This window comes from Streptomyces sp. NPDC001231, from assembly GCF_042896885.1.
Classification (GTDB): Bacteria; Actinomycetota; Actinomycetes; order Streptomycetales; family Streptomycetaceae; genus Streptomyces.
Window position 1 is genome coordinate 144,998 of the sequence record NZ_JBIAXS010000014.1, and the last position, 18,556, is coordinate 163,553.

Sequence of the window (18,556 nt, forward strand, 5' to 3'; positions counted from 1 at the left end):
TCAGTCCAGGGTGTACGAGGGGGCGGCGAGGGGGGGGGCGGGAGGCGGGCGGGAAGTCAGCCGGCGCTGCTCTTGCCGCCGGACTCGGGGGTCCGGAGGTTCCCCCCGGGAAGACGCCGCATGAGGTCGAGGACCGCGTCCGCCGTGGGCTCGTACACCTCGTCCACGATCCGTCCGTCCGCGAGGAACACCACCCGGTCCGCGTACGCCGCGGCCACCGGGTCGTGGGTCACCATCACCACCGTCTGGCCCAGCTCGCGCACGGAGTTGCGCAGGAAGCCCAGCACCTCGGCCCCGGCGCGCGAGTCGAGGTTTCCGGTGGGCTCGTCGCCGAAGATGATCTCCGGCTTGGCGGCCAGCGCCCGGGCGACGGCGACGCGCTGCTGCTGACCGCCGGACAGCTGGGAGGGCCGGTGGCCCAGCCGGTCGGCGAGCCCGACCATCGCGATCACGGAGTCGAGCCACTGCCGGTCCGGCTTGCGGCCGGCGATGTCCATCGGAAGGGTGATGTTCTCCAGGGCCGTGAGCGTCGGCAGCAGGTTGAACGCCTGGAAGATGAAGCCGATCTTGTCCCGGCGCAACCTGGTGAGCTGCTTGTCCTTCAGCGAACCCAGCTCGGTGTCGCCGATGCGCACCGAACCGGAGGAGAACGTGTCCAGGCCCGCCACGCAGTGCATCAGCGTGGACTTGCCGGACCCGGAAGGGCCCATGATCGCGGTGAACTCGGCCTGCCGGAAGTCGACGGAGACCCGGTCGAGGGCGACCACCTGGGTCTCGCCCTGTCCGTAGATCTTCGACAGATCCGTGGCACGCGCGGCCACGGCGGTGGTCGGGCCGGCGATGGAGGAGGTGGTCACGGGTGGGTGCTCCTGACGGGACGATGGTCGCGGGACGTAGACCATCGTCGCCGCCGATCGGGCCCGTGCAGTCAGCCGCTGTTCCCGTTCCGGGGGCCGACTGGGGTCGGACCGGGGCCGGGCACGTCATACCTGGGGATGAGGACCGTCCCTGATACCCGGGGAGGAGGCCTCCCCGAGACGCGTTCTCCGGGCCGGTTCGTCGAGAACAGGTGGAGCCCCCTGGTTCGGACGGTGAAATTCCGTCATTCCACGTGCGCGTCCGGCGCTCGCCCGCAAGGCTGTTGGCAAGTGCCGATGGCCACCCCCGAGCGCTGATGCTCCCTCAGTTACCAATAAAATAAGACAACATGAGTCCACCCGCCCGCTGTTCGGGGAAGGCATCCCGATAGGGTCGGAGCCGCAGCGCGGAGCCCATGGCCTGCCCGGATGGTGGAAAGCAGACACGGCGAGCTTAAACCTCGCTGCCCCTTCGCGGGCGTGCCGGTTCAAGTCCGGCTCCGGGCACCACCACCTCGCACACGGTCCGGCCAACGGGTCGTGCCTCGAGGCAGGAGGGCGGGTCCGAGCAGGTCTCCCCGCATCCAGGGCCCGCGCGCTCTCACTTCACCTCACTCGCGGCAGCACGCTTCTGTGCGCGCGAACCCCCGTCGACGCCGGCGCTCATCGACGCGAACCCCCATTGCCGCGGACAACCATTGACATCGGGTGGGTCCGGACGGAAACTCAGGGGCACATCACAGTGAAAGAAATTTCACCAGGCGAACGTCTTTGCCGTCCGTTCAGTCATCCACCCCGTCATCCACCCAGGCGACGACGCCCATCCGAAGGGAACGACCGATGCGCACCACCGTCGGCATCATTGGAGCCGGACCGGCCGGCCTGCTCCTCGCCCGGCTGCTCCACAACGCCGGGATCGACTCGGTCGTCCTGGAGAGCCGCGACCGCGCCTACGTCGAGCACCGGCAGCGGGCCGGGATCCTGGAGCAGGGCACCGTGGACGTGCTGCGCGCGGCCGGGGCGGGGGAGCGGATGGACCGCGAGGGGCTGCGGCACGACGGGATCGAGCTGCGCTTCGACCGGCGCCGGCACCGCGTCGACTTCCCCGCGCTCACCGGTGGGCGGTCGGTGATGGTCTACGCCCAGACCGAGGTCTGCAAGGACCTTATCGCCCTGCACCTCGAGGAGGGCGGCCCGCTGCTGTTCGAGGCGGAGGCGCTGGCCGTGGAGGGGGCGGAGAGCGACCGCCCCTCCGTCCGGTTCCGCCACCAGGGGCGCGAGGACGTCCTCGAGTGCGACTACGTCGTCGGGTGCGACGGCTTCTGGGGCGTGGCCCGCAAGGCCGTCCCCGACTCGCTCTCCCGGGTGTTCGAGCGGACGTACCCCTTCGGCTGGCTCGGCATCCTCGCCGACGTGGCCCCCTCGCACGACGAGCTGGTCTACGCCCGCCACGACCGGGGGTTCGCCCTGCTGTCCATGCGCTCCCCGTCCGTCTCCCGCCTCTATCTCCAGGTGCCCGCGGACACCGACGCCGAGGCCTGGAGCGACGAGGAGATCTGGGACGAGCTCGAACGGCGGCTGGAGACCGCCGACGACTGGGCCCTGCACCGCGGCCCGATCACCCAGAAGTCGGTGACCCCGATGCGCTCCTACGTCCACGAGCCCATGCGCCACGGCCGCCTGTTCCTGGCCGGGGACGCCGCCCACATCGTGCCGCCGACCGGGGCCAAGGGTCTGAACCTCGCCGTCGGCGACGTCGTCACCTTCGCGCGGGCGCTCGTCCACGAGAAGGAGGCGGGCTCCGCCGAACTCCTCGACGCCTACTCGGAGACCTGCCTGAGGCGCGTCTGGCAGGCCGAGCGCTTCAGCTACGACATGACGACGATGCTGCACCGCGACCCGGACGCCACCGCCTTCGAGGGGCGGCTGCAACTGGCCCGGCTGGACCGGATCGGCTCCTGCCGGGCCGCCGAGACCGACCTCGCCGAGAGCTACACCGGGTTCCCGATCGGCTGACGGACATCCGGGTGGTCTCCGGCCGGTTCCGGACGTGTTCCGGGTCGGTCATGAACGGGGCCCTCCCTGGCCGGGAATCATGCGGCGACGTAGCGTGTTCCGCAGCATGGCGAGGGAAAGATCCTTCCGAGGTACTGGGGTCAGCCCTTTGCCTTTCCATTACTCTTGAGGCCAAGGCCGCGCCGTGCGGCCATGGAGGAGTGAGATGAGGAGCAGAAACCCGGTCTTCTCGCGACGGGGGTTCAGCCGCGACAACGGCTACGCGGGCTTCAACGCCGCGCCGCAGGCCGGGGGTCCCGCTGTCGGCACGCAGGCCAATCCGTACGCGCAGGGCAACCCGTACGCCCAGCCGAGCGGCAACCCCTACGCGCAGAACCCTTACGCTCAGCAAGACCTTCAGCAGGGCGCGCCGCCGCAGGCCCCGGCCACCACCGGCCGGATGACGATGGACGACGTCGTCCTGCGCACCGCGTCCACGCTCGGCACCCTGGTAGTGACGGCCGCGCTCGCCTGGGCGCTGCTGCCGGTCGACAGCGCCAACATCAGCCGTTCCTACGGGATCGGTGTCGGCGCCATGGTGATCGGCATGGTCCTGGCCCTGGTGCAGTCGTTCAAGCGCAAGGCCTCACCCGCGCTGATCCTGACCTACGCCGCGGTCGAGGGCGTGTTCCTCGGCGTCGTCTCCAACATCGTCGACACCCACGTCGCCAGTGGCGCCGCCATGCAGGCCGTGCTCGGCACGATGGCCGTCTTCGTCGGCGTCCTGCTGGCGTACAAGGCGGGCTGGATCCGCGTCACCCGCCGGTTCTACGGCTTCGTGATGGCGGCGGCGCTCGGCTTCTTGCTCCTCATGGCGGTCAACATGCTGTTCGCCGTGTTCGGCGGCGGTGACGGCCTCGGCTTCCGCAGCGGTCCGCTCGGCATCCTCTTCGGTGTCATCGGCATCATCCTCGGCGCCTGCTTCCTGGCCCTGGACTTCAAGCAGGTCGAGGACGGCATCGCCTACGGCGCCCCGCGCGAGGAGGCCTGGCTCGCGGCCTTCGGCCTCACGCTGACGCTGGTGTGGATCTACATGGAGTTCCTGCGTCTCATCGCGATCCTCAACCAGAGCGACTAGTCCCCAGCGCACCTCGCGCCGGACGAACGCGACGAACGCAAGGGCCCCGGGTCTTCCCGGGGCCCTTCGGCGTTCCGGCGCCGTGTCCGTCCGGCGGCGCCGGCGCTGCGCTGCATGCCCAGGGTCTAGAGCAGCTTGCGCGCGGCCCTCCTCAGGTCGTACTCGTGGATGAGCGCCTTGGCGTGGCCGTACGCGAGGTCGTGCTCGTGGCGGAGCCAGCTGACCTTCTCCTCGAAGCGGAGCGCGGGGCCTTCTTCGACGGTGCGCAGCCAGTCGGAGATATCACGGCCGGTGCAGTGGGGGATGCGGGCGAGCAGATTGCGATGGGTCTCTTCGGAGAAGACTTGGGACATCGGCGCCTCCGGACGCATTCGAAGCCGGTCCTTCACGTCACCGTGCCTGAGGGTTCGCGTATTGGCAACAGTCGTGCCGCGGCGCGTAGTCTCGCGGCGTGGTTGACACGACATCTCTGACCCGGGCAGTGGATCACTTCGCCGACCGCCTCAGGGCGGCGCCGCAGAGCCGGCTGCAACGGGCGGGCGCAGCAGAGGCGCTGGCGCTGGCCAGGGAGTTCGCCCGGCGGGCCCAGCTCGCCGAGTGCCCCGGGTGCGAGCCGCGGGAGATGCCCGACGCGGGGATGTTCGCGGCGGCGGACCAGGTCACGGTCGCCGGACACGACCTGGCGCTCGTACTGAAGAGCGAGGACGAGGTCGAGGAGGCCGTACGTCTGGTGCAGGAGGCGTTGAAGCGCGCCGGGGTCTGAGCCGCGGTCCTGGTCCGGAGCGGGCGGGGCCGAGGCGGACGGGGCGCTGACGTGAGTGGGAGCCGGCGGCCCCCGCTACAGCGACGCGATGACCCGGTCCGCCAGGATGTACACCTGCTCGGCACCGCAGGTGAAGGTGAGCGTGTAGGCGCCGGAGACGCCCGAACCGCCGAGCAGCACCGGGGTCTCGCCCGCGCGCAGGGCGTCGGCCAGGCGTTCCGCGGTCTCGCGGTGTCCCGGGGTCATGCACAGGGTCGTACCGTCGGCGAAGACGTAGACGTCGAGGGTGCCCAGCGGGCCCGGGCGGACGTCGGCGAGTTCCACGCGGGACTCGGCCAGGTCCTCCAGCGTGGCGAGCGTCTGTTCGTGGTCGCCCCCGACGGGCGACGGGTGCGGGGTGAAGTCCGGGTGCGAGGGGTGCCGGCGGCGGGCCGCGGCCAGCTCCGGGGACTCGCCGGACGTACCGCCCTGGACGCAGTCCTTGCCGGAGAGCTCGTCGGCCTCCGGGGCGGGCTCGGCCACCGGCTCCAGGTGCTCGAGGCCGGTGAAGTCGGACTGCCGGGGCAGGAACAGCTCGCTGTCGGGGAGCCCGAGCAGGGAGGGCGCGTCGGCGGCGTCGCGGGCCTCCTGGGCGGCCCAGAAGGCGCGCGCCTCGGCCAGCTCACGCTCCCGCTCCTCGGCGAGCGCCTGCACCACGGCGGCACGTATCTGCTCCGCGTCCGCGTGGCTGCGGGCTGCGGGCACCAGTGCGCGCGCGGTGGCGGCGTGGTTCGCCGCGAGCTGCGTGTGCAGGGCCGCGACCTGGCGGCGCAGCACCCACAAGGCGCGCAGAACGGCGACGCCCACGGCGCCGGTGGCGGCCGTGGTGAGCAGCAAGGCGATGGGCATGGCGCTCACTGACGTACTCCCGGGTTCAAGGTCGACCCCCGACTTCCTACATCAGCTTGAAGGGCGGACTATCCAAGTGTCAGTGCGTAATGTCACGAAACGGACAGAATTGTGGTCCGATGCGGCCCCGGGGCCCTCTGGGGTAAAGCGCTGACCTGCGTAAACCTCTCCAGTGAGGGAGATAGGTCACATCCTGAGGGAGATTGGATCACAAAATGGCCCGGAACCAAGAGGTTTCTTGGATTCCGGGCCATTCGGTCACAGCGGGTGGTAAAGCGGCCACTGACGGTCTCTCAAATGGCCATTGTGGAGTGATGCGTCAGCTGAGGCGTTCGATGACCATCGCCATGCCCTGGCCGCCGCCCACGCACATCGTCTCCAGGCCGAACTGCTTGTCGTGGAACTGGAGGGAGTTGACGAGTGTGCCCATGATGCGTGCGCCGGTCATGCCGAAGGGGTGGCCCACCGCGATCGCGCCGCCGTTGACGTTCAGCCTGTCCAGGTCGATGCCGAGGTCGCGGTAGGAGGGGATCACCTGGGCGGCGAAGGCCTCGTTGATCTCGACCAGGTCGATGTCGCCGACGGTCAGTCCGGCCCGCTTCAGGGCCTGCCGGGACGCCTCGACCGGACCCAGGCCCATGATCTCCGGGGACAGGGCGGACACGCCGGTGGAGACGATCCGGGCGAGCGGGGTGAGGCCCAGCTCGCGGGCCTTGGTGTCGGACATGATGACGACCGCGGCGGCGCCGTCGTTGAGCGGGCAGCAGTTGCCGGCGGTGACCAGGCCGTCCGGGCGGAAGACGGGCTTGAGGCCGGCCACGCCCTCCATGGTCACGCCGGGGCGCGGGCCGTCGTCCTTCCCGATCACGGTGCCGTCGGGCAGCGTCACCGGGGTGATCTCCCGCTCCCAGAAGCCGTTCTTGATGGCCTCCTCGGCGAGGTTCTGCGAACGCACGCCGAACTCGTCCATGTCCTGGCGGGTGACGCCCTTGAGGCGGGCCAGGTTCTCCGCGGTCTGGCCCATCGCGATGTAGGCGTCCGGGACCAGGCCGTCCTCGCGCGGGTCGTGCCAGGTCGAGCCGCCTTGCTCGGCCCTGGCCGCGGTACGGGCCTCCGCCTCGGCGAACAGCGGGTTGTGCGTGTCCGGCAGGCTGTCGGAGTTGCCCTTGGTGAACCGGGAGACCATCTCGACGCCGGCCGAGACGAACACGTCGCCCTCGCCGGCCCTGATCGCGTGCAGGGCCATCCGGGAGGTCTGGAGCGACGAGGAGCAGTAGCGGGTGATGGTGCAGCCGGGCAGGTGGTCCATCCCCATCTGCACGGCGACGATCCGGCCGAGGTTGTTGCCCTGCTCGCCGCCGGGCAGGCCGCAGCCGAGCATCAGGTCGTCGATGTCCCGGGGGTCCAGCTCGGGGATCTTCGCGAGCGCCGCCTGGATGATCGTGGCGGTGAGGTCGTCGGGGCGCAGGTCCTTGAGGGAGCCCTTGAAGGCGCGGCCGATGGGGGAGCGGGCAGTCGAGACGATGACGGCTTCGGGCATCACGACTCCATGTCGATAGGGCGGCGCGCAACGCTCGTGGAGGGCGGTGGTCGGGCGACCGGGCGGCCGCGTGGTCGATGACGGGCGGGCTGCTTGGAAGTTACCCGTACGTACGGCCGGGGTCACTCCAACCGGGGTGTGACCCTGACCGCAATTTTCTAAGCGCTTGCTTTCCCTGTTCGCTTCCCCCACGCGGCCGGGTTCGCTCTCGGGCCGCCCTCAGACTCCCCCCAGCTCCTCGAACTGAGGGGCGTCCTCGGACGGGCCGGAAGAGGCCGGATCGGGCTCCGGGACCCGGCGCCGCCGGCGCCGCTTGAGCAGGGCCCACGGTCCGCGCGGACCGGTCGGCAGTGCCGCCGTGACCTCCGTGCCCGCCTGCGACGCGGCCTCGGCCGCCGCCCGTGCCACCGGCAGGAAGCCCTCGCTCCGGGACACGTCCGGACGCTCCTCCTCCGCCGGCCACAGGCCCAGCGCCGCACACACCGTCGGCAGCACCGCCATCGCCGCCGTCGCGTACCCCTCCGCGGAGGGGTGGTAGTTGTCCGGACCGAACAGCTCCCGCGGGTTCGCCGCGAACTCCGGACCCAGCAGGTCGCCCAGCGACACGGTCCGGCCCCCCTGCTCCACCGCCCCGATCGTCTGCGCCGCCGCCAGCTGACGCGAGGCCCGCCGGGCCACCCACCGCAGGGGCTGCTGGACCGGCTCGATCGTGCCGAGGTCCGGGCAGGTGCCCACGACGACCTCGGCGCCCGCCGTGCGCAGCCGCCGCACCGCCGCCGACAGGTGGCGCACCGAGCGCGTCGGCGGCATCCGGTTGGTCACGTCGTTCGCCCCGACCATGATCACGCAGATGTCCGGCACCCGCTCCGGGTCGCCCAGCACCAGCGCCACCTGGCGGTCCAGGTCGTCCGACCGGGCACCGGGTTGCGCCACGTTGCGCATCCGCACCGGACGTTCCGCCACCGCCGCCAGGCCCGACGCCAGCAGCGCGCCCGGCGTCTGCCCGGCCCGGTGCACGCCCTGTCCCGCGGCCGTGGAGTCGCCGAGCATCACCAGGCTCAGCGGCGGCTCGCCGGGGGTGTCGTAGGCACGGCCGTACAGTCCGTCCGCGACGGGCACGTGGTTGTCCGAGCCGTTGCCCACGTGACGCTTGGCCATCTGCACCTCGGCCAGCAGCAGACCGACGGCCGCGGCACCGACCAGACCGATGCCGCCGCCGCCGTACGCGGCACCGGCCGCGATCCGCCGGGCCACTCTCGCCCTCGACATGTTCGTCATGCCCGCCGGCACCTCCTCGTAGCCGTACATCCACTCCTTGCCCCGTACGGACCGTCGTCCAATCTCGACGGGGAGTGAACGCCCACCCCGGACGGTCCCCCCTGGCCTTAGGCTGGCGGCACACTACGACCACATCTTTTGCAGCAACCGGAGACAACGGTGCAATTCCACGACTCGATGATCAGCCTCGTCGGCAACACCCCGCTGGTGCGGCTCAACAGCGTCGCCGAGGGGATCAAGGCGACCGTCCTGGCGAAGGTCGAGTACTTCAACCCCGGCGGCTCCGTGAAGGACCGCATCGCCCTGCGCATGATCGAGGCGGCCGAGCAGAGCGGGGAGCTCAAGCCCGGTGGCACGATCGTCGAGCCGACCAGTGGGAACACCGGTGTGGGACTGGCCATCGTGGCCCAGCAGAAGGGCTACAAGTGCATCTTCGTGTGCCCGGACAAGGTCTCCACGGACAAGATCAACGTGCTGCGCGCGTACGGCGCCGAAGTGGTCGTGTGCCCGACGGCCGTCGCGCCGGAGCACCCCGACTCCTACTACAACGTCTCCGACCGGCTGGTCCGTGAGACCCCCGGAGCCTGGAAGCCCGACCAGTACTCGAACCCGAACAACCCGCTGTCGCACTACCACTCCACCGGTCCCGAGCTGTGGGAGCAGACCGAGGGGCGGATCACCCACTTCGTGGCCGGCGTCGGCACCGGCGGCACCATCTCCGGCACCGGCCGCTACCTGAAGGACGCCAGCGACGGCAAGGTCCAGGTCATCGGTGCCGACCCGGAGGGCTCGGTGTACTCCGGCGGCTCCGGGCGGCCCTACCTCGTCGAGGGCGTCGGTGAGGACTTCTGGCCGACCGCCTACGACCGGAGCGTGGCCGACGAGATCGTCGCCGTCTCCGACAAGGACTCCTTCCAGATGACCCGCCGCCTCGCCAAGGAGGAGGGCCTGCTGGTCGGCGGCTCCTGCGGCATGGCCGTCGTCGCGGCGCTGCGGGTGGCCGAGCGGCTCGGCCCGGACGACGTCGTGGTGGTCCTGCTGCCGGACAGCGGGCGAGGGTACCTGTCGAAGATCTTCAACGACGAGTGGATGGCCGACTACGGCTTCCTGGACGACGAGGGCCCGAGCGCCCGTGTCGGCGACGTGCTGAGCGACAAGGCGGGCGGCTCCATCCCCTCCCTGGTCCACATGCACCCGGACGAGACCGTCGGCGAGGCCATCGAGGTGCTGCGCGAGTACGGCGTCTCCCAAATGCCGATCGTGAAGCCGGGCGCCGGTCACCCGGACGTCATGGCGGCCGAGGTGGTCGGCTCGGTGGTCGAGCGGGAGCTGCTGGACGCGCTGTTCACCAAGCGGGCCGCGCTGGAGGACCCGCTGGAGAAGCACATGTCGGCCCCGCTGCCCCAGGTCGGCTCCGGCGAGCCGGTCGCCGACCTGATGTCGGTGCTGGGCACGGCGGACGCGGCGATCGTGCTGGTGGAGGGCAAGCCGACCGGCGTCGTCAGCCGTCAGGACCTGCTCTCCTTCCTGGCCAAGGGCGGAAAGCACTGACGCGTCGCCGCCGCGGTCGGCGTGCCGGCGGGGAACGTGCGGTGACCCGCGGCTGAGAGGCAGTCGTGGAAACGGTACGAGCGTGTCACGTGCACGCAGCACCCGCTTAACACGCGTCCGGCACATTGGTGGACGTCGGAAGGGGCGGGGGATCGCCTCCCGGGCGCCGAGCGCCGGGGAGGCCGTCCGCCCCGGCCGGCGCCGTGCGGCGTCGCGGACCTCCGGAGCGGCTCCCGGACCTCCATGGACGCCACGGACGCGAAGGCCCGGTCCTGACCCGGCCCGCGTCCCTCGCGGGGACCGCCGTCGTCCCGCCCCCCGGTCACGGGGGTGCGGCGGTCCCCGCGCATACGCCTTGCCCCGCGCGCGGTCGTGCCGGGGACGCTGCCGCCGGCTCCTGCCGGGCCGGCGCGGCCGCTCAGTCCTTCCAGGTGTCGTCCTCGGCGCGGTCGCGACGGCGGCCGGTGAACAGGCCCGGGTTGGTGCGGGCGGCCTGGACGGCGTTGACGCCCACGATCCCGAACCAGGCGACGATGAGGCCGGGCAGGTGCGCGACGCCGCCGCCGATCGCGGACAGCGGCACGGCCAGCACCAACGAGACGATGCCGAAGCCGAAGCGCTCGCCCCAGGAGTCGGTGGCCCTCGGCGAGCGGGAGCCCCGCGCCACCGTCATCTGCTGCTCGGCGAACTGCCGGCGCATCCGGCGTTCGACGGCCCCGTCGATGCGCTGGTCGACCTTCTCCAGGAACGAGTCGACCAGCGCGGACTCGTACTCCTCGCCCAGCTCCCTGCGGGCTTGCAGGGAGGCGTTGAGGTCCTTCTTCAAGTCCGTGTCCCGCGCGTCCATTCCGGTCATACGGACCAGGCTAGGGAGCCGGGGTGCCCGCCGCACTGGTGCTAGCCCCCCTGTCGGAGCGGGGGCGGTCCGCCGTCGGTGTCGCCGGGGCTGCGGCCGGCGACACCGACGGGGCCTGCTCACACTAAGCAGACTGATTGTCGCGTTCCGTGTAGGTCTGGACGGGTTTAATAACACTTGGTCGATCCCTTGCCCTGACTGTATGGCTTCATGCAGAGTTCTTGGTGTCTGAATAGAAACTGGTCGAGGAGATACCCTCCCGGGGCGTCGACGACATCTGGAGGGGGAGCACGTCATGAGCGTGACCGACAGCCCTGCCGCGCGGCTGCAGGCGCTCTTCGAGGGGCACCGGCTCACACCGACCCAGCGGCGCATCGCGCACAGCATGGTGCGGCGGGCCGCCGACGTGCCCTTCCTGTCCAGCGTCGAGCTGGCCGAACTGGCCGGGGTCAGCCAGCCGTCGGTGACGCGCTTCGCGGTCGCCCTGGGCTTCGACGGCTACCCGGCGCTGCGCCGGCACCTGCGCGAGGTCGCGCCCGCCGAACCGGCGGCCCAGCCGGCCTCGTACAACGAGTACCAGCAGGCGGTCGAGGCCGAGATCGAGAACCTGAGGCACCTCGCTCAGGCGCTGGCCGATCCACGGCCGGTGCGCAGGGCGGGACAGGTGCTCGCCGCCTCACGTCCGCTGCCGGTCCTCGGTCTGCGGGCCGCGGCCGCCCAGGCCTACGGCTTCGCGTACTTCGCCGGCAAGGTCCACCCGGACGTACGGCTGCTCGACGAGGGCGGCACGATGATCCAGGACCGCATCGACGGCGCCGTACGGGCGGGCGCCTCGGCGCTGCTGTGTTTCGCGCTGCCGCGCCATCCGCGCGAGGTCGTGGACACCCTCGCCTACGCCAAGGACGCGGGACTGACCGTCGTCACGGTCGCTGACTCGGCCTTCGCGCCGGTCGCCAAGCACTCCGACCTGCTGCTGCCCGCCGCCGTCGGTACCGGCCTCGCCTTCGACACCGCGTGTGCGCCGATGCTGCTCGGCCGGGTGCTCCTGGAGGCGATGTGCGACGACCTGCCCGACGCGCAGGCCCGCCTGGAGGAGTTCGACCAGAGGGCGGCGGCACGAGGGCTGTTCGTGGAGTGACACCTCGTGGCGTGACGCCCGGGGCCGGGCGCTCTCAGACTCGTCTCACCAACGCTCGTTAGCCTGCCCGCCCGAACGAGGGTGCGGGGACGACGAGGAGGCAGGGCATGGCGCGCGCTGGTCGCACAGGTCGGGGAGGTCAGGGCCTGGCCCGGGTGGCCGTCGTGGTGCGGGCCGGAGCCGCGCCGCTGTGGTGGCTCGGGGTGTTCGCGGCGGGGATCGGCGTGCTGGTGCCGGGGCTGACCGGGCGCCGGATCGGGGTCCTGGCGGGGGCCGCGCTGTTCCTGGTGACGGCGGCCGTCGTGGGCTGTGCCCGGCGTCGGCGTTACCGGGCCCTTGCCCGGGGCGCCGCCCGGGCCGGACGCCACGACGTGCTCCAGGACCGGGCGGTGAGCGTCCGCGTCTGGCGCCGGGGGCACCGCTGGTGGTTCGCCCCGGCCTTCCTGGCCGCGCTGGGCGGCTCCTTCGCCCTGCCCGCGGCCGGCGGCCTGCTGCTGGCCGGCGCCGGTGTGGGGCTGTGGCTCAAGGCCGCCTGGCTCGGGCGGCTGGAGCGGGCCGAGGACACACTGCTGTGGGTGCGCGTCGACTGGCTGGGCAAGCGGGGCGGGCATCCCGCGGGCAAGGCGGTGCGGGGCTACCGCGGTACCGGCCTCGCAGCGGGCGACGCGGCCCCGGGCGGAGCACGCCGCCGCACCGCGGCGCTCGGCTAGTGCCGCGGCAGGCAACGTTTGCCCGTAAAGGAGCGGCGTCCGGTGCGTGCTCTGGGGGTCCCCCTGCTCGAAGAGCTTGGGGAGTGCCGGCCGGAAGTCCTCGTACTGGACGTACTTGGGCTTTCGGCCGGTGCGGTGAGAGGGCGTGCCGGGCGTCGCGACGGGGCAGACGTTGCCTGTCGGGCACTAGGAAAGGTCCAGGGGCCTGTCCGGCGGGCCGGGTCAGACCTCCAGGTCTTCCTCGATCCTCTTCAGCTGGTGGCGGGCCATCGCCAGGTTGGCCCGCTTGGCGTCGAGGACGAGGTAGAGGAACAGGCCGTTCCCGCCGCGCCCGCTGATCAGGCGGATCAGGTGGTACTGGTCGCTCAGGGTGATCAGGATGTCCTCGATCTGCGCCTTGAGGCCGAGGTGCTCCATGGTGCGCATCTTGGCCCGTACGACATCCGTGTTGCCCGCGGCGGCGACGTTCAGGTCGAAACTCTTGCTGCCGCCCATCGTGCCCAGCGCCATGCCGCTGGTGTAGTCGACGAGCGCGACGCCTGTCGCTCCCTCGATGGAGGCGAGCGCTTCCTTCAGGCAGGTCTCGGTGTTGGCCATGGCCGGGTCTCCTTGTTCTGTCAACTGTCAGTGGTGGTACGCGCGTTGGTGGCAGTGGTGCGTGGCGCGCGGGTGGTTCTGGTCCGTGCGGTGCCGGTCCTGGTGGCCGGTTTCACGGCTTTCGCGGGCGTCCTGCCGGAAGCGTCGGCCGCCTCGGCGTCGACCAGTTCCCCGATGCGGGCGCCCGCACGGCGGCCCTCCAGATGGAGGCGGCCGACGTTGACGCGGTCCTGGGCGAGCAGGGTCAGCACCGCGGTGCGGCCCGCCGCGTAGGTCGCGACATAGCCGTGGACGCCCCGCACGAGCAGTTCGCGCAGATCGCCCAGGCCGGTCACGTCCGACATGCGCACGGCGACGCCGAGCGCGGTCGCGGTGAGTGCCGCCACGCTCTCCGGCTCCACGCCGGGGGTGTCGTGGGCCAGTACGAGGCCGTCGACACTGGCGGCGAGGGCGCCGGTGAGCTGGGGTACCCGGGCTCTGAGCCGGCGTAGCTCGTCCAGGATCTCGGGCTCGGCTGCCATCCGGTGTCTCCTTTCAAAGGGCCTCCAGCGCATCCCTGAGCCTCTTCAGCAGCGTGATGTGGGGGTCGGTGGTGTACGCCAGCCGGTCGGCGAGCGCGGGGGTCTGTCCGGCGCCGTCCGGTACGGGCGCGTCCCGTGGCGCGACGACCGGCGCGACGAGCCCCGCGGCCGCCAGACGCCGTACGTCCACCAGGGTGTGGAACGCCTGCCGGCCCAGCTCCCGGGCCAGGTCGGTGGCCGTGTGGGTGCCGTCGACCCGCTCCAGGAGCTTCCGCTGGCGGGGCGTCAACTTCGGTGCCGCGGCGGCGTGCGTCCGCACCAGCGGGGCGCTGTCCGGCGCGGCGTCGGGCCAGACGCGGTGCAGCAGCTCGCGGCGGCGCAGGATCTCGCGCTCCAGGGCGGCCACCGGGACCGGCAGGACGGGGCCGAGCGGGTGGGCGATGCCGTAGCGGAACCGGCCCGGGGTGCTGCTCGGGGCGAGCGCGAAGTAGGCGGCGTCGTGGAGCGCGCCCAGGTGGCACAGCTCCAGGGCGCCCTCGGCCAGATGGCCGCCGTCCAGCAGCAGGCGTGCGGCGCCGTGCCGGTCGTCGGCGCGGGTGACCGCGTCCCGCCACGCCTCGGCCGTCACTGTGCCGTGGGCGGTGAGCAGCAGGTCCAGGCCGGGGCTCAGGGGGCTCTCGGCGTGCACCACACGGCCCTCGGCGAGGTGGAGCGTGCCGTGTTCGCGGACCAGGACGCCGGTGGCGTGCTCGGCGGCGAGCCGGGTCAGCATCGGCGAGAGGCCGCCCCAGGCCGCGTCGTCGGCGGCCGGCTTGCTGCGCACCGGCAGCTGGGGTGGGGGCGGGGTGTCGACCACGGTCATCCCAGCACCAGCCGCTCGGCCATCTCGCCCAGGCGTATGCGGGCCAGGGCGAGGTTGCCCTCGGCGCGGGTCAGCCACAGGTGCAGGAACACGCTGCTGTCGAAGGACGTGTCCACGAACCGCAGCAGGTGGTAGCTGTCGCGGTTGCTGACGATCAGGTCCTCCACCGGGGGACGCTCGCCGTCGGGGTCCTCGGCGGCGGCGAAGGCGCCGTGCTCGGCGGCCAGCCGGGCCAGTTCGGCGGCCTCCGCCGCGGTGGTCTCGTGGTCGCCGCCCGGGGACTCCCCGACGGTGCCCAGGGCAAGTCCGCTCGTCCAGTCGACCAGCGCGGCGCCTCTGGCACCGGGCAGCCGCATGGCTTCCAGTAGGCACTCGTCGATTCCGGGCACCGTTGTTCCTCTCCCACCGGGGGTTCGGCTGAGTGATGCCGACGCTACGCACGGTGTACGTCGGTGGTGAGGGTTACGGCATTTTCCGGTGGAACATGCGACCGAGGGGCTAATGTGGGTCGACTGAACCGGGTTTCAGGCGGGGCTCGCCGTGTCTTCGGCGCGCCTCAAGCGCGCTCGGGTGCGCGCAGGGTGGTGAGCGCCGACGCGTGCGCCCCTCCTGACTCGGCCACGATCTCCTCGACCGGCTGCGGCTCGCGCACGACCGCGAAGGCGGCACCCCCGTGGCCGTCCGGGACGTAGCCGTAAACCCCGGGCCGGGGCAGGGAGTTGTAGGCGTAGTGGTGGGCGAAGTAGTAGGCCCCGGTGTCCAGCGCCGCCACGTGGTCGCCCGGTTCGAGCGGGGCGAGCGCGCGGGCCTCGGCGAGCAGGTCGCCCGCGAAGCAGGCGGGCCCGGCCACGTCCTGCACCACCTCGGGTCCCGGCTTGGGCCGCCCCTTCGCGTCGTACGCGGCCAGGCGCAGCGGCCAGGCCTCCGGCACGTAGACCGTGCGCGTCGCGACCTGCACGCCCGCGTGGGTCACGGCGACCGGCCGCCCCCCGGCGCTCTTGGTGTACTCCACCCGGGCCACCATCGTGCCCTGCTTGGCCAGCAGCGACCGCCCGAACTCGGTCACCAGCCCGTACCGCCCCTCGCACAGCCCCGGCACCGCCTCGCGCAGCAGCCGCGCGTACCGCGCGTACGTCGGCGCGGTCGCCTCGGAGCCGAAGTTCACCGGCAGCCCGCCGCCGATGTCGAGGGTGTCGATCTGCCGCCGCCCCGCGCGCGCGTTGATCTCCTCGGCGAGTTCGTACGTCCGCGCCACGCCCTGCGCCATCAGGGAGAGCGGGATGCCCTGGGACCCGGTGTGGGCGTGCAGCCGGGTCAGCCACGGGCGGTCCAGATACGCCCGCACGACCCACTCGCGGGCGCCCTCGTCGCGTAGCGCCACCCCGAACTTCGAGGTCGCCGTGGCCGTCGACAGTGCCTCGATGGAACCTCCGCCGACCTGCGGATTCACCCGTATCCCGAGCGGCGAGCGAGGGGTGGCGGAGCCCACGAGGGCGTCGATGCGGGCCAGCTCCTGCGGGTTGTCCGCGTTGACGGCGACACCGAGTTCCAGTGCCTCGCGCAGTTCGGCCGGCGTCTTGGCGGGTGAGTCCAGGACGGTGCGGGCGGGCGGCATCCCGGCCGCCCGTGCCAGCGCCAGTTCCCCCGGGCTCGCCACCTCGGCGCCGATGCCCTCCTCGTGCAGCAGCCGCAGGACGGGCACGAGCGGGGTCGCCTTGACCGCGAAGGCGTGCAGCACCGGAGTCCCCGGCGCCAGCACCGCCTCGAACGCCGCCCGGAGCGCCGCCGCGGACTCCCGGATGCCGGTGACGTCGAGCAGGCCCACGATGGGGGAGCCGGGGCCGAGCAGCCCCTGCGCCACCGCGGCCCGCACCGCCTCGTCCCGTCGCACCGCCCGCTCGCGGTCCGCCTCGCCGATCCTGTCGCCGTGGTTCTGGTCCATGCCGTCGTCCATGCCGTCGTCCATGCCGTCGTTCATGCCGTCGTCCATGCCGCGTCCCCCGGTCCCGTCGGTGTGTCTTCAGGTCCTGCCTTCCTGACCTGGAGCGGGCCAAACATCCGCCGGTCGTGCGGCCCGGCCCGTGCACATGTATTGACTAGCTCTATTCATCACGCCAGGATGTGAATAGCCGCAGTAACAATCCGCCGGGAGCACCCACCAGGAGGCAGACCATGTCAGGACCCCGCCCCGTACGAGCACCGCGCGGTACGGAACTGAGCGCCCTGGGATGGCAGCAGGAAGCCGCCCTGCGGATGCTCCAGAACAACCTCGATCCCGAGGTGGCCGAGCACCCCGACAAGCTCGTCGTCTACGGCGGCACCGGCAAGGCGGCCCGCGACTGGCGCTCCTTCGACGCCATGGTCCGCACGCTGCGGACCCTCAAGGCCGACGAGACCATGCTCGTCCAGTCCGGCCGCCCGGTCGGTGTCATGCAGACCCACGAGTGGGCCCCGCGCGTGCTGCTGGCCAACTCCAACCTCGTCGGCGACTGGGCCAACTGGGAGGAGTTCCGCCGCCTGGAGGCCCTCGGCCTGACCATGTACGGCCAGATGACCGCCGGCTCCTGGATCTACATCGGCACCCAGGGCATCCTCCAGGGCACCTACGAGACCTTCGCCGCCGTCGCCGCGAAGAAGTTCGGCGGCACGCTCGCCGGGACGATCACCCTGACCGCCGGCCTCGGCGGCATGGGCGGCGCCCAGCCCCTCGCAGTCACCATGAACGACGGCGTGGCCATCTGCATCGACTGCGACCCGCGTGCCATCGAGCGGCGTATCGAGCACCGCTACCTCGACGTGAAGGCCGACTCCCTGGAGCAGGCCCTCCAGCTGGCCGTGGAGGCCCGCGACCAGCGCAAGGCCCTGTCCATCGGCGTCCTCGGCAACGCGGCCGAGCTCGTCCCGCAGCTGCTCGCGATGAGCGCGCCCATCGACATCGTCACCGACCAGACCTCCGCCCACGACCCGCTGGCCTACCTCCCGCTGGGCGTCGACTTCGAGGACATGGCCGACGCCGCCGCCAAGGACCCGGCCGGCTTCACCACCCGGGCCCGCGAGGCCATGGCCCGGCACGTCGAGGCCATGGTCGGCTTCATGGACGCCGGCGCCGAGGTCTTCGACTACGGCAACTCGATCCGCGGCGAGGCCCAGCTCGCCGGGTACGAGCGGGCGTTCGCCTTCCCCGGGTTCGTCCCCGCCTACATCCGGCCGCTGTTCTGCGAGGGCAAGGGCCCGTTCCGCTGGGCCGCGCTGTCGGGTGAGGCGTCCGACATCGCCAAGACCGACAAGGCGATCCTGGAGCTGTTCCCCGAGAACGAGTCCCTGGCGCGCTGGATCAAGATGGCCGGCGAGCGCGTCCACTTCCAGGGCCTGCCCGCGCGCATCTGCTGGCTCGGCTACGGCGAGCGCGACAAGGCGGGCGAGCGGTTCAACGACATGGTCGCGAGCGGTGAGCTCCAGGCGCCGATCGTGATCGGCCGCGACCACCTCGACTGCGGCTCCGTCGCCTCCCCGTACCGGGAGACCGAGGCCATGCTCGACGGCTCCGACGCGATCGCCGACTGGCCGCTGCTGAACGCGATGGTGAACGTGGCGTCGGGCGCGTCGTGGGTGTCGATCCACCACGGTGGCGGCGTCGGCATGGGACGGTCCATCCACGCCGGGCAGGTGACGGTCGCCGACGGCACCGCGCTCGCCGGGGAGAAGATCCGGCGGGTGCTCACCAACGACCCCGGCATGGGCGTGATCCGGCACGTGGACGCCGGGTACGACATCGCGGAGTCGGTGGCCGGCGAACGCGGAGTGCGCGTGCCCATGCGCGAGGGTGAGGAGGCGTGACGCGGCATCCGGCCGACCCGAGCGA

The 18,556-nt window shown here is 71.9% G+C and carries 18 protein-coding genes and 1 tRNA gene; 8 read left to right on the forward strand and 11 right to left on the reverse strand.

Going from position 1 to position 18,556, the window contains the following annotated elements; all coding sequences use genetic code 11:
• Positions 1 to 56: 56 nt before the first annotated feature.
• A complete protein-coding gene (locus ACFY3J_RS19020) occupies positions 57 to 857 on the reverse strand; it encodes an ABC transporter ATP-binding protein (RefSeq protein WP_384179076.1) in 801 nt (266 codons plus the stop codon).
• Positions 858 to 1,280: 423 nt separating this feature from the next.
• Between ACFY3J_RS19020 and ACFY3J_RS19025 the strand changes: the two genes are divergently transcribed.
• From ACFY3J_RS19025 to ACFY3J_RS19035, 3 genes are all read left to right on the forward strand, one after another.
• Positions 1,281 to 1,367, forward strand: a tRNA-Leu gene (locus ACFY3J_RS19025).
• Positions 1,368 to 1,697: 330 nt separating this feature from the next.
• Entirely contained in the window at positions 1,698 to 2,873 is a 1,176-nt protein-coding gene (locus ACFY3J_RS19030) for a 4-hydroxybenzoate 3-monooxygenase (protein WP_390841306.1), read from the forward strand.
• 205 nt (positions 2,874 to 3,078) lie between these two features.
• Positions 3,079 to 3,990 carry a Bax inhibitor-1/YccA family protein gene (locus ACFY3J_RS19035; RefSeq protein WP_390841307.1) on the forward strand — a complete coding sequence of 304 codons (912 nt, stop codon included), beginning with the start codon at positions 3,079 to 3,081 and terminating at the stop codon, positions 3,988 to 3,990.
• A gap of 125 nt (positions 3,991 to 4,115) precedes the next feature.
• Here ACFY3J_RS19035 and ACFY3J_RS19040 read toward each other — a convergent pair whose 3' ends face one another.
• Positions 4,116 to 4,343, reverse strand: a complete 228-nt coding sequence (locus tag ACFY3J_RS19040; RefSeq protein WP_141360416.1) for a DUF4287 domain-containing protein — start codon at positions 4,341 to 4,343, stop codon at positions 4,116 to 4,118.
• A gap of 98 nt (positions 4,344 to 4,441) precedes the next feature.
• Between ACFY3J_RS19040 and ACFY3J_RS19045 the strand changes: the two genes are divergently transcribed.
• The gene (locus ACFY3J_RS19045; protein WP_361411775.1) at positions 4,442 to 4,753 is read left to right on the forward strand and encodes a hypothetical protein; all 312 of its coding nucleotides are present in this window, start codon (positions 4,442 to 4,444) and stop codon (positions 4,751 to 4,753) included.
• Positions 4,754 to 4,828: 75 nt separating this feature from the next.
• Here the strand turns inward: ACFY3J_RS19045 and ACFY3J_RS19050 are convergent, their stop codons facing one another.
• The 3 genes from ACFY3J_RS19050 to ACFY3J_RS19060 all read right to left on the reverse strand — a co-directional run bounded on the left by ACFY3J_RS19050 (position 4,829) and on the right by ACFY3J_RS19060 (position 8,459).
• Entirely contained in the window at positions 4,829 to 5,650 is an 822-nt protein-coding gene (locus ACFY3J_RS19050; RefSeq protein WP_390841308.1) for a hypothetical protein, read from the reverse strand.
• Positions 5,651 to 5,960: 310 nt separating this feature from the next.
• Positions 5,961 to 7,181, reverse strand: coding sequence for an acetyl-CoA C-acetyltransferase (locus ACFY3J_RS19055; RefSeq protein ID WP_390841309.1), 1,221 nt, complete (start codon positions 7,179 to 7,181; stop codon positions 5,961 to 5,963).
• 219 nt (positions 7,182 to 7,400) lie between these two features.
• Positions 7,401 to 8,459 (reverse strand): SGNH/GDSL hydrolase family protein, encoded by a 1,059-nt coding sequence (locus tag ACFY3J_RS19060; protein ID WP_384179196.1) that lies wholly within the window; start codon positions 8,457 to 8,459, stop codon positions 7,401 to 7,403.
• A gap of 159 nt (positions 8,460 to 8,618) precedes the next feature.
• Here ACFY3J_RS19060 and ACFY3J_RS19065 point away from each other — a divergent pair, with 159 nt between their 5' ends.
• Positions 8,619 to 10,010 carry a cystathionine beta-synthase gene (locus tag ACFY3J_RS19065; RefSeq protein ID WP_390841310.1) on the forward strand — a complete coding sequence of 464 codons (1,392 nt, stop codon included), beginning with the start codon at positions 8,619 to 8,621 and terminating at the stop codon, positions 10,008 to 10,010.
• A gap of 418 nt (positions 10,011 to 10,428) precedes the next feature.
• Here the strand turns inward: ACFY3J_RS19065 and ACFY3J_RS19070 are convergent, their stop codons facing one another.
• Positions 10,429 to 10,857, reverse strand: a complete 429-nt coding sequence (locus ACFY3J_RS19070; protein ID WP_384179198.1) for a hypothetical protein — start codon at positions 10,855 to 10,857, stop codon at positions 10,429 to 10,431.
• A gap of 304 nt (positions 10,858 to 11,161) precedes the next feature.
• On the opposite strand from ACFY3J_RS19070, the gene ACFY3J_RS19075 reads away from it, so the two are divergent.
• Positions 11,162 to 12,004, forward strand: a complete 843-nt coding sequence (locus tag ACFY3J_RS19075) for a MurR/RpiR family transcriptional regulator (RefSeq protein WP_376401022.1) — start codon at positions 11,162 to 11,164, stop codon at positions 12,002 to 12,004.
• A 107-nt stretch (positions 12,005 to 12,111) separates the two neighbouring features.
• On the forward strand, positions 12,112 to 12,714 hold the full coding sequence (locus ACFY3J_RS19080; RefSeq protein ID WP_390841311.1) for a hypothetical protein: 603 nt from the start codon (positions 12,112 to 12,114) through the stop codon (positions 12,712 to 12,714).
• A gap of 222 nt (positions 12,715 to 12,936) precedes the next feature.
• On the opposite strand, the gene ACFY3J_RS19085 is transcribed toward ACFY3J_RS19080, so the two are convergent.
• From ACFY3J_RS19085 to ACFY3J_RS19105, 5 genes are all read right to left on the reverse strand, one after another.
• Entirely contained in the window at positions 12,937 to 13,311 is a 375-nt protein-coding gene (locus tag ACFY3J_RS19085; RefSeq protein WP_384179093.1) for a hypothetical protein, read from the reverse strand.
• 20 nt (positions 13,312 to 13,331) lie between these two features.
• Complete coding sequence (locus ACFY3J_RS19090) at positions 13,332 to 13,832, reverse strand: roadblock/LC7 domain-containing protein (RefSeq protein ID WP_390841312.1); 501 nt, start codon at positions 13,830 to 13,832, stop codon at positions 13,332 to 13,334.
• Between the two features lie 13 nt (positions 13,833 to 13,845).
• The gene (locus ACFY3J_RS19095; protein ID WP_390841313.1) at positions 13,846 to 14,694 is read right to left on the reverse strand and encodes a transcriptional regulator; all 849 of its coding nucleotides are present in this window, start codon (positions 14,692 to 14,694) and stop codon (positions 13,846 to 13,848) included.
• Positions 14,691 to 15,083, reverse strand: a complete 393-nt coding sequence (locus ACFY3J_RS19100) for a hypothetical protein (RefSeq protein WP_384179099.1) — start codon at positions 15,081 to 15,083, stop codon at positions 14,691 to 14,693. Before ACFY3J_RS19100 ends, ACFY3J_RS19095 begins: the two co-directional genes overlap by 4 nt.
• 167 nt (positions 15,084 to 15,250) lie before the next feature.
• Positions 15,251 to 16,648 (reverse strand): diaminopimelate decarboxylase, encoded by a 1,398-nt coding sequence (locus tag ACFY3J_RS19105; protein WP_390841331.1) that lies wholly within the window; start codon positions 16,646 to 16,648, stop codon positions 15,251 to 15,253.
• Positions 16,649 to 16,866: 218 nt separating this feature from the next.
• Here ACFY3J_RS19105 and hutU point away from each other — a divergent pair, with 218 nt between their 5' ends.
• On the forward strand, positions 16,867 to 18,531 hold the full coding sequence (gene hutU, locus ACFY3J_RS19110) for a urocanate hydratase (protein WP_225074841.1): 1,665 nt from the start codon (positions 16,867 to 16,869) through the stop codon (positions 18,529 to 18,531).
• Positions 18,532 to 18,556 lie beyond the last annotated feature (25 nt).

Excerpts from the sequence above, each read along its gene's own strand:
- ACFY3J_RS19055 (WP_390841309.1), bottom strand. The coding sequence starts at position 7,181 with ATGCCCGAAGCCGTCATCGTCTCGACTGCCCGCTCCCCCATCGGCCGC.
- ACFY3J_RS19040 (WP_141360416.1), bottom strand. The coding sequence starts at position 4,343 with ATGTCCCAAGTCTTCTCCGAAGAGACCCATCGCAATCTGCTCGCCCGC.
- ACFY3J_RS19085 (WP_384179093.1), bottom strand. The coding sequence starts at position 13,311 with ATGGCCAACACCGAGACCTGCCTGAAGGAAGCGCTCGCCTCCATCGAG.
- ACFY3J_RS19030 (WP_390841306.1), top strand. The coding sequence starts at position 1,698 with ATGCGCACCACCGTCGGCATCATTGGAGCCGGACCGGCCGGCCTGCTC.
- ACFY3J_RS19035 (WP_390841307.1), top strand. The coding sequence starts at position 3,079 with ATGAGGAGCAGAAACCCGGTCTTCTCGCGACGGGGGTTCAGCCGCGAC.
- ACFY3J_RS19090 (WP_390841312.1), bottom strand. The coding sequence starts at position 13,832 with ATGGCAGCCGAGCCCGAGATCCTGGACGAGCTACGCCGGCTCAGAGCC.
- ACFY3J_RS19060 (WP_384179196.1), bottom strand. The coding sequence starts at position 8,459 with ATGACGAACATGTCGAGGGCGAGAGTGGCCCGGCGGATCGCGGCCGGT.
- ACFY3J_RS19080 (WP_390841311.1), top strand. The coding sequence starts at position 12,112 with ATGGCGCGCGCTGGTCGCACAGGTCGGGGAGGTCAGGGCCTGGCCCGG.
- ACFY3J_RS19075 (WP_376401022.1), top strand. The coding sequence starts at position 11,162 with ATGAGCGTGACCGACAGCCCTGCCGCGCGGCTGCAGGCGCTCTTCGAG.
- hutU (WP_225074841.1), top strand. The coding sequence starts at position 16,867 with ATGTCAGGACCCCGCCCCGTACGAGCACCGCGCGGTACGGAACTGAGC.
- ACFY3J_RS19095 (WP_390841313.1), bottom strand. The coding sequence starts at position 14,694 with ATGACCGTGGTCGACACCCCGCCCCCACCCCAGCTGCCGGTGCGCAGC.
- ACFY3J_RS19070 (WP_384179198.1), bottom strand. The coding sequence starts at position 10,857 with ATGGACGCGCGGGACACGGACTTGAAGAAGGACCTCAACGCCTCCCTG.
- ACFY3J_RS19105 (WP_390841331.1), bottom strand. The coding sequence starts at position 16,648 with ATGGACGACGGCATGGACCAGAACCACGGCGACAGGATCGGCGAGGCG.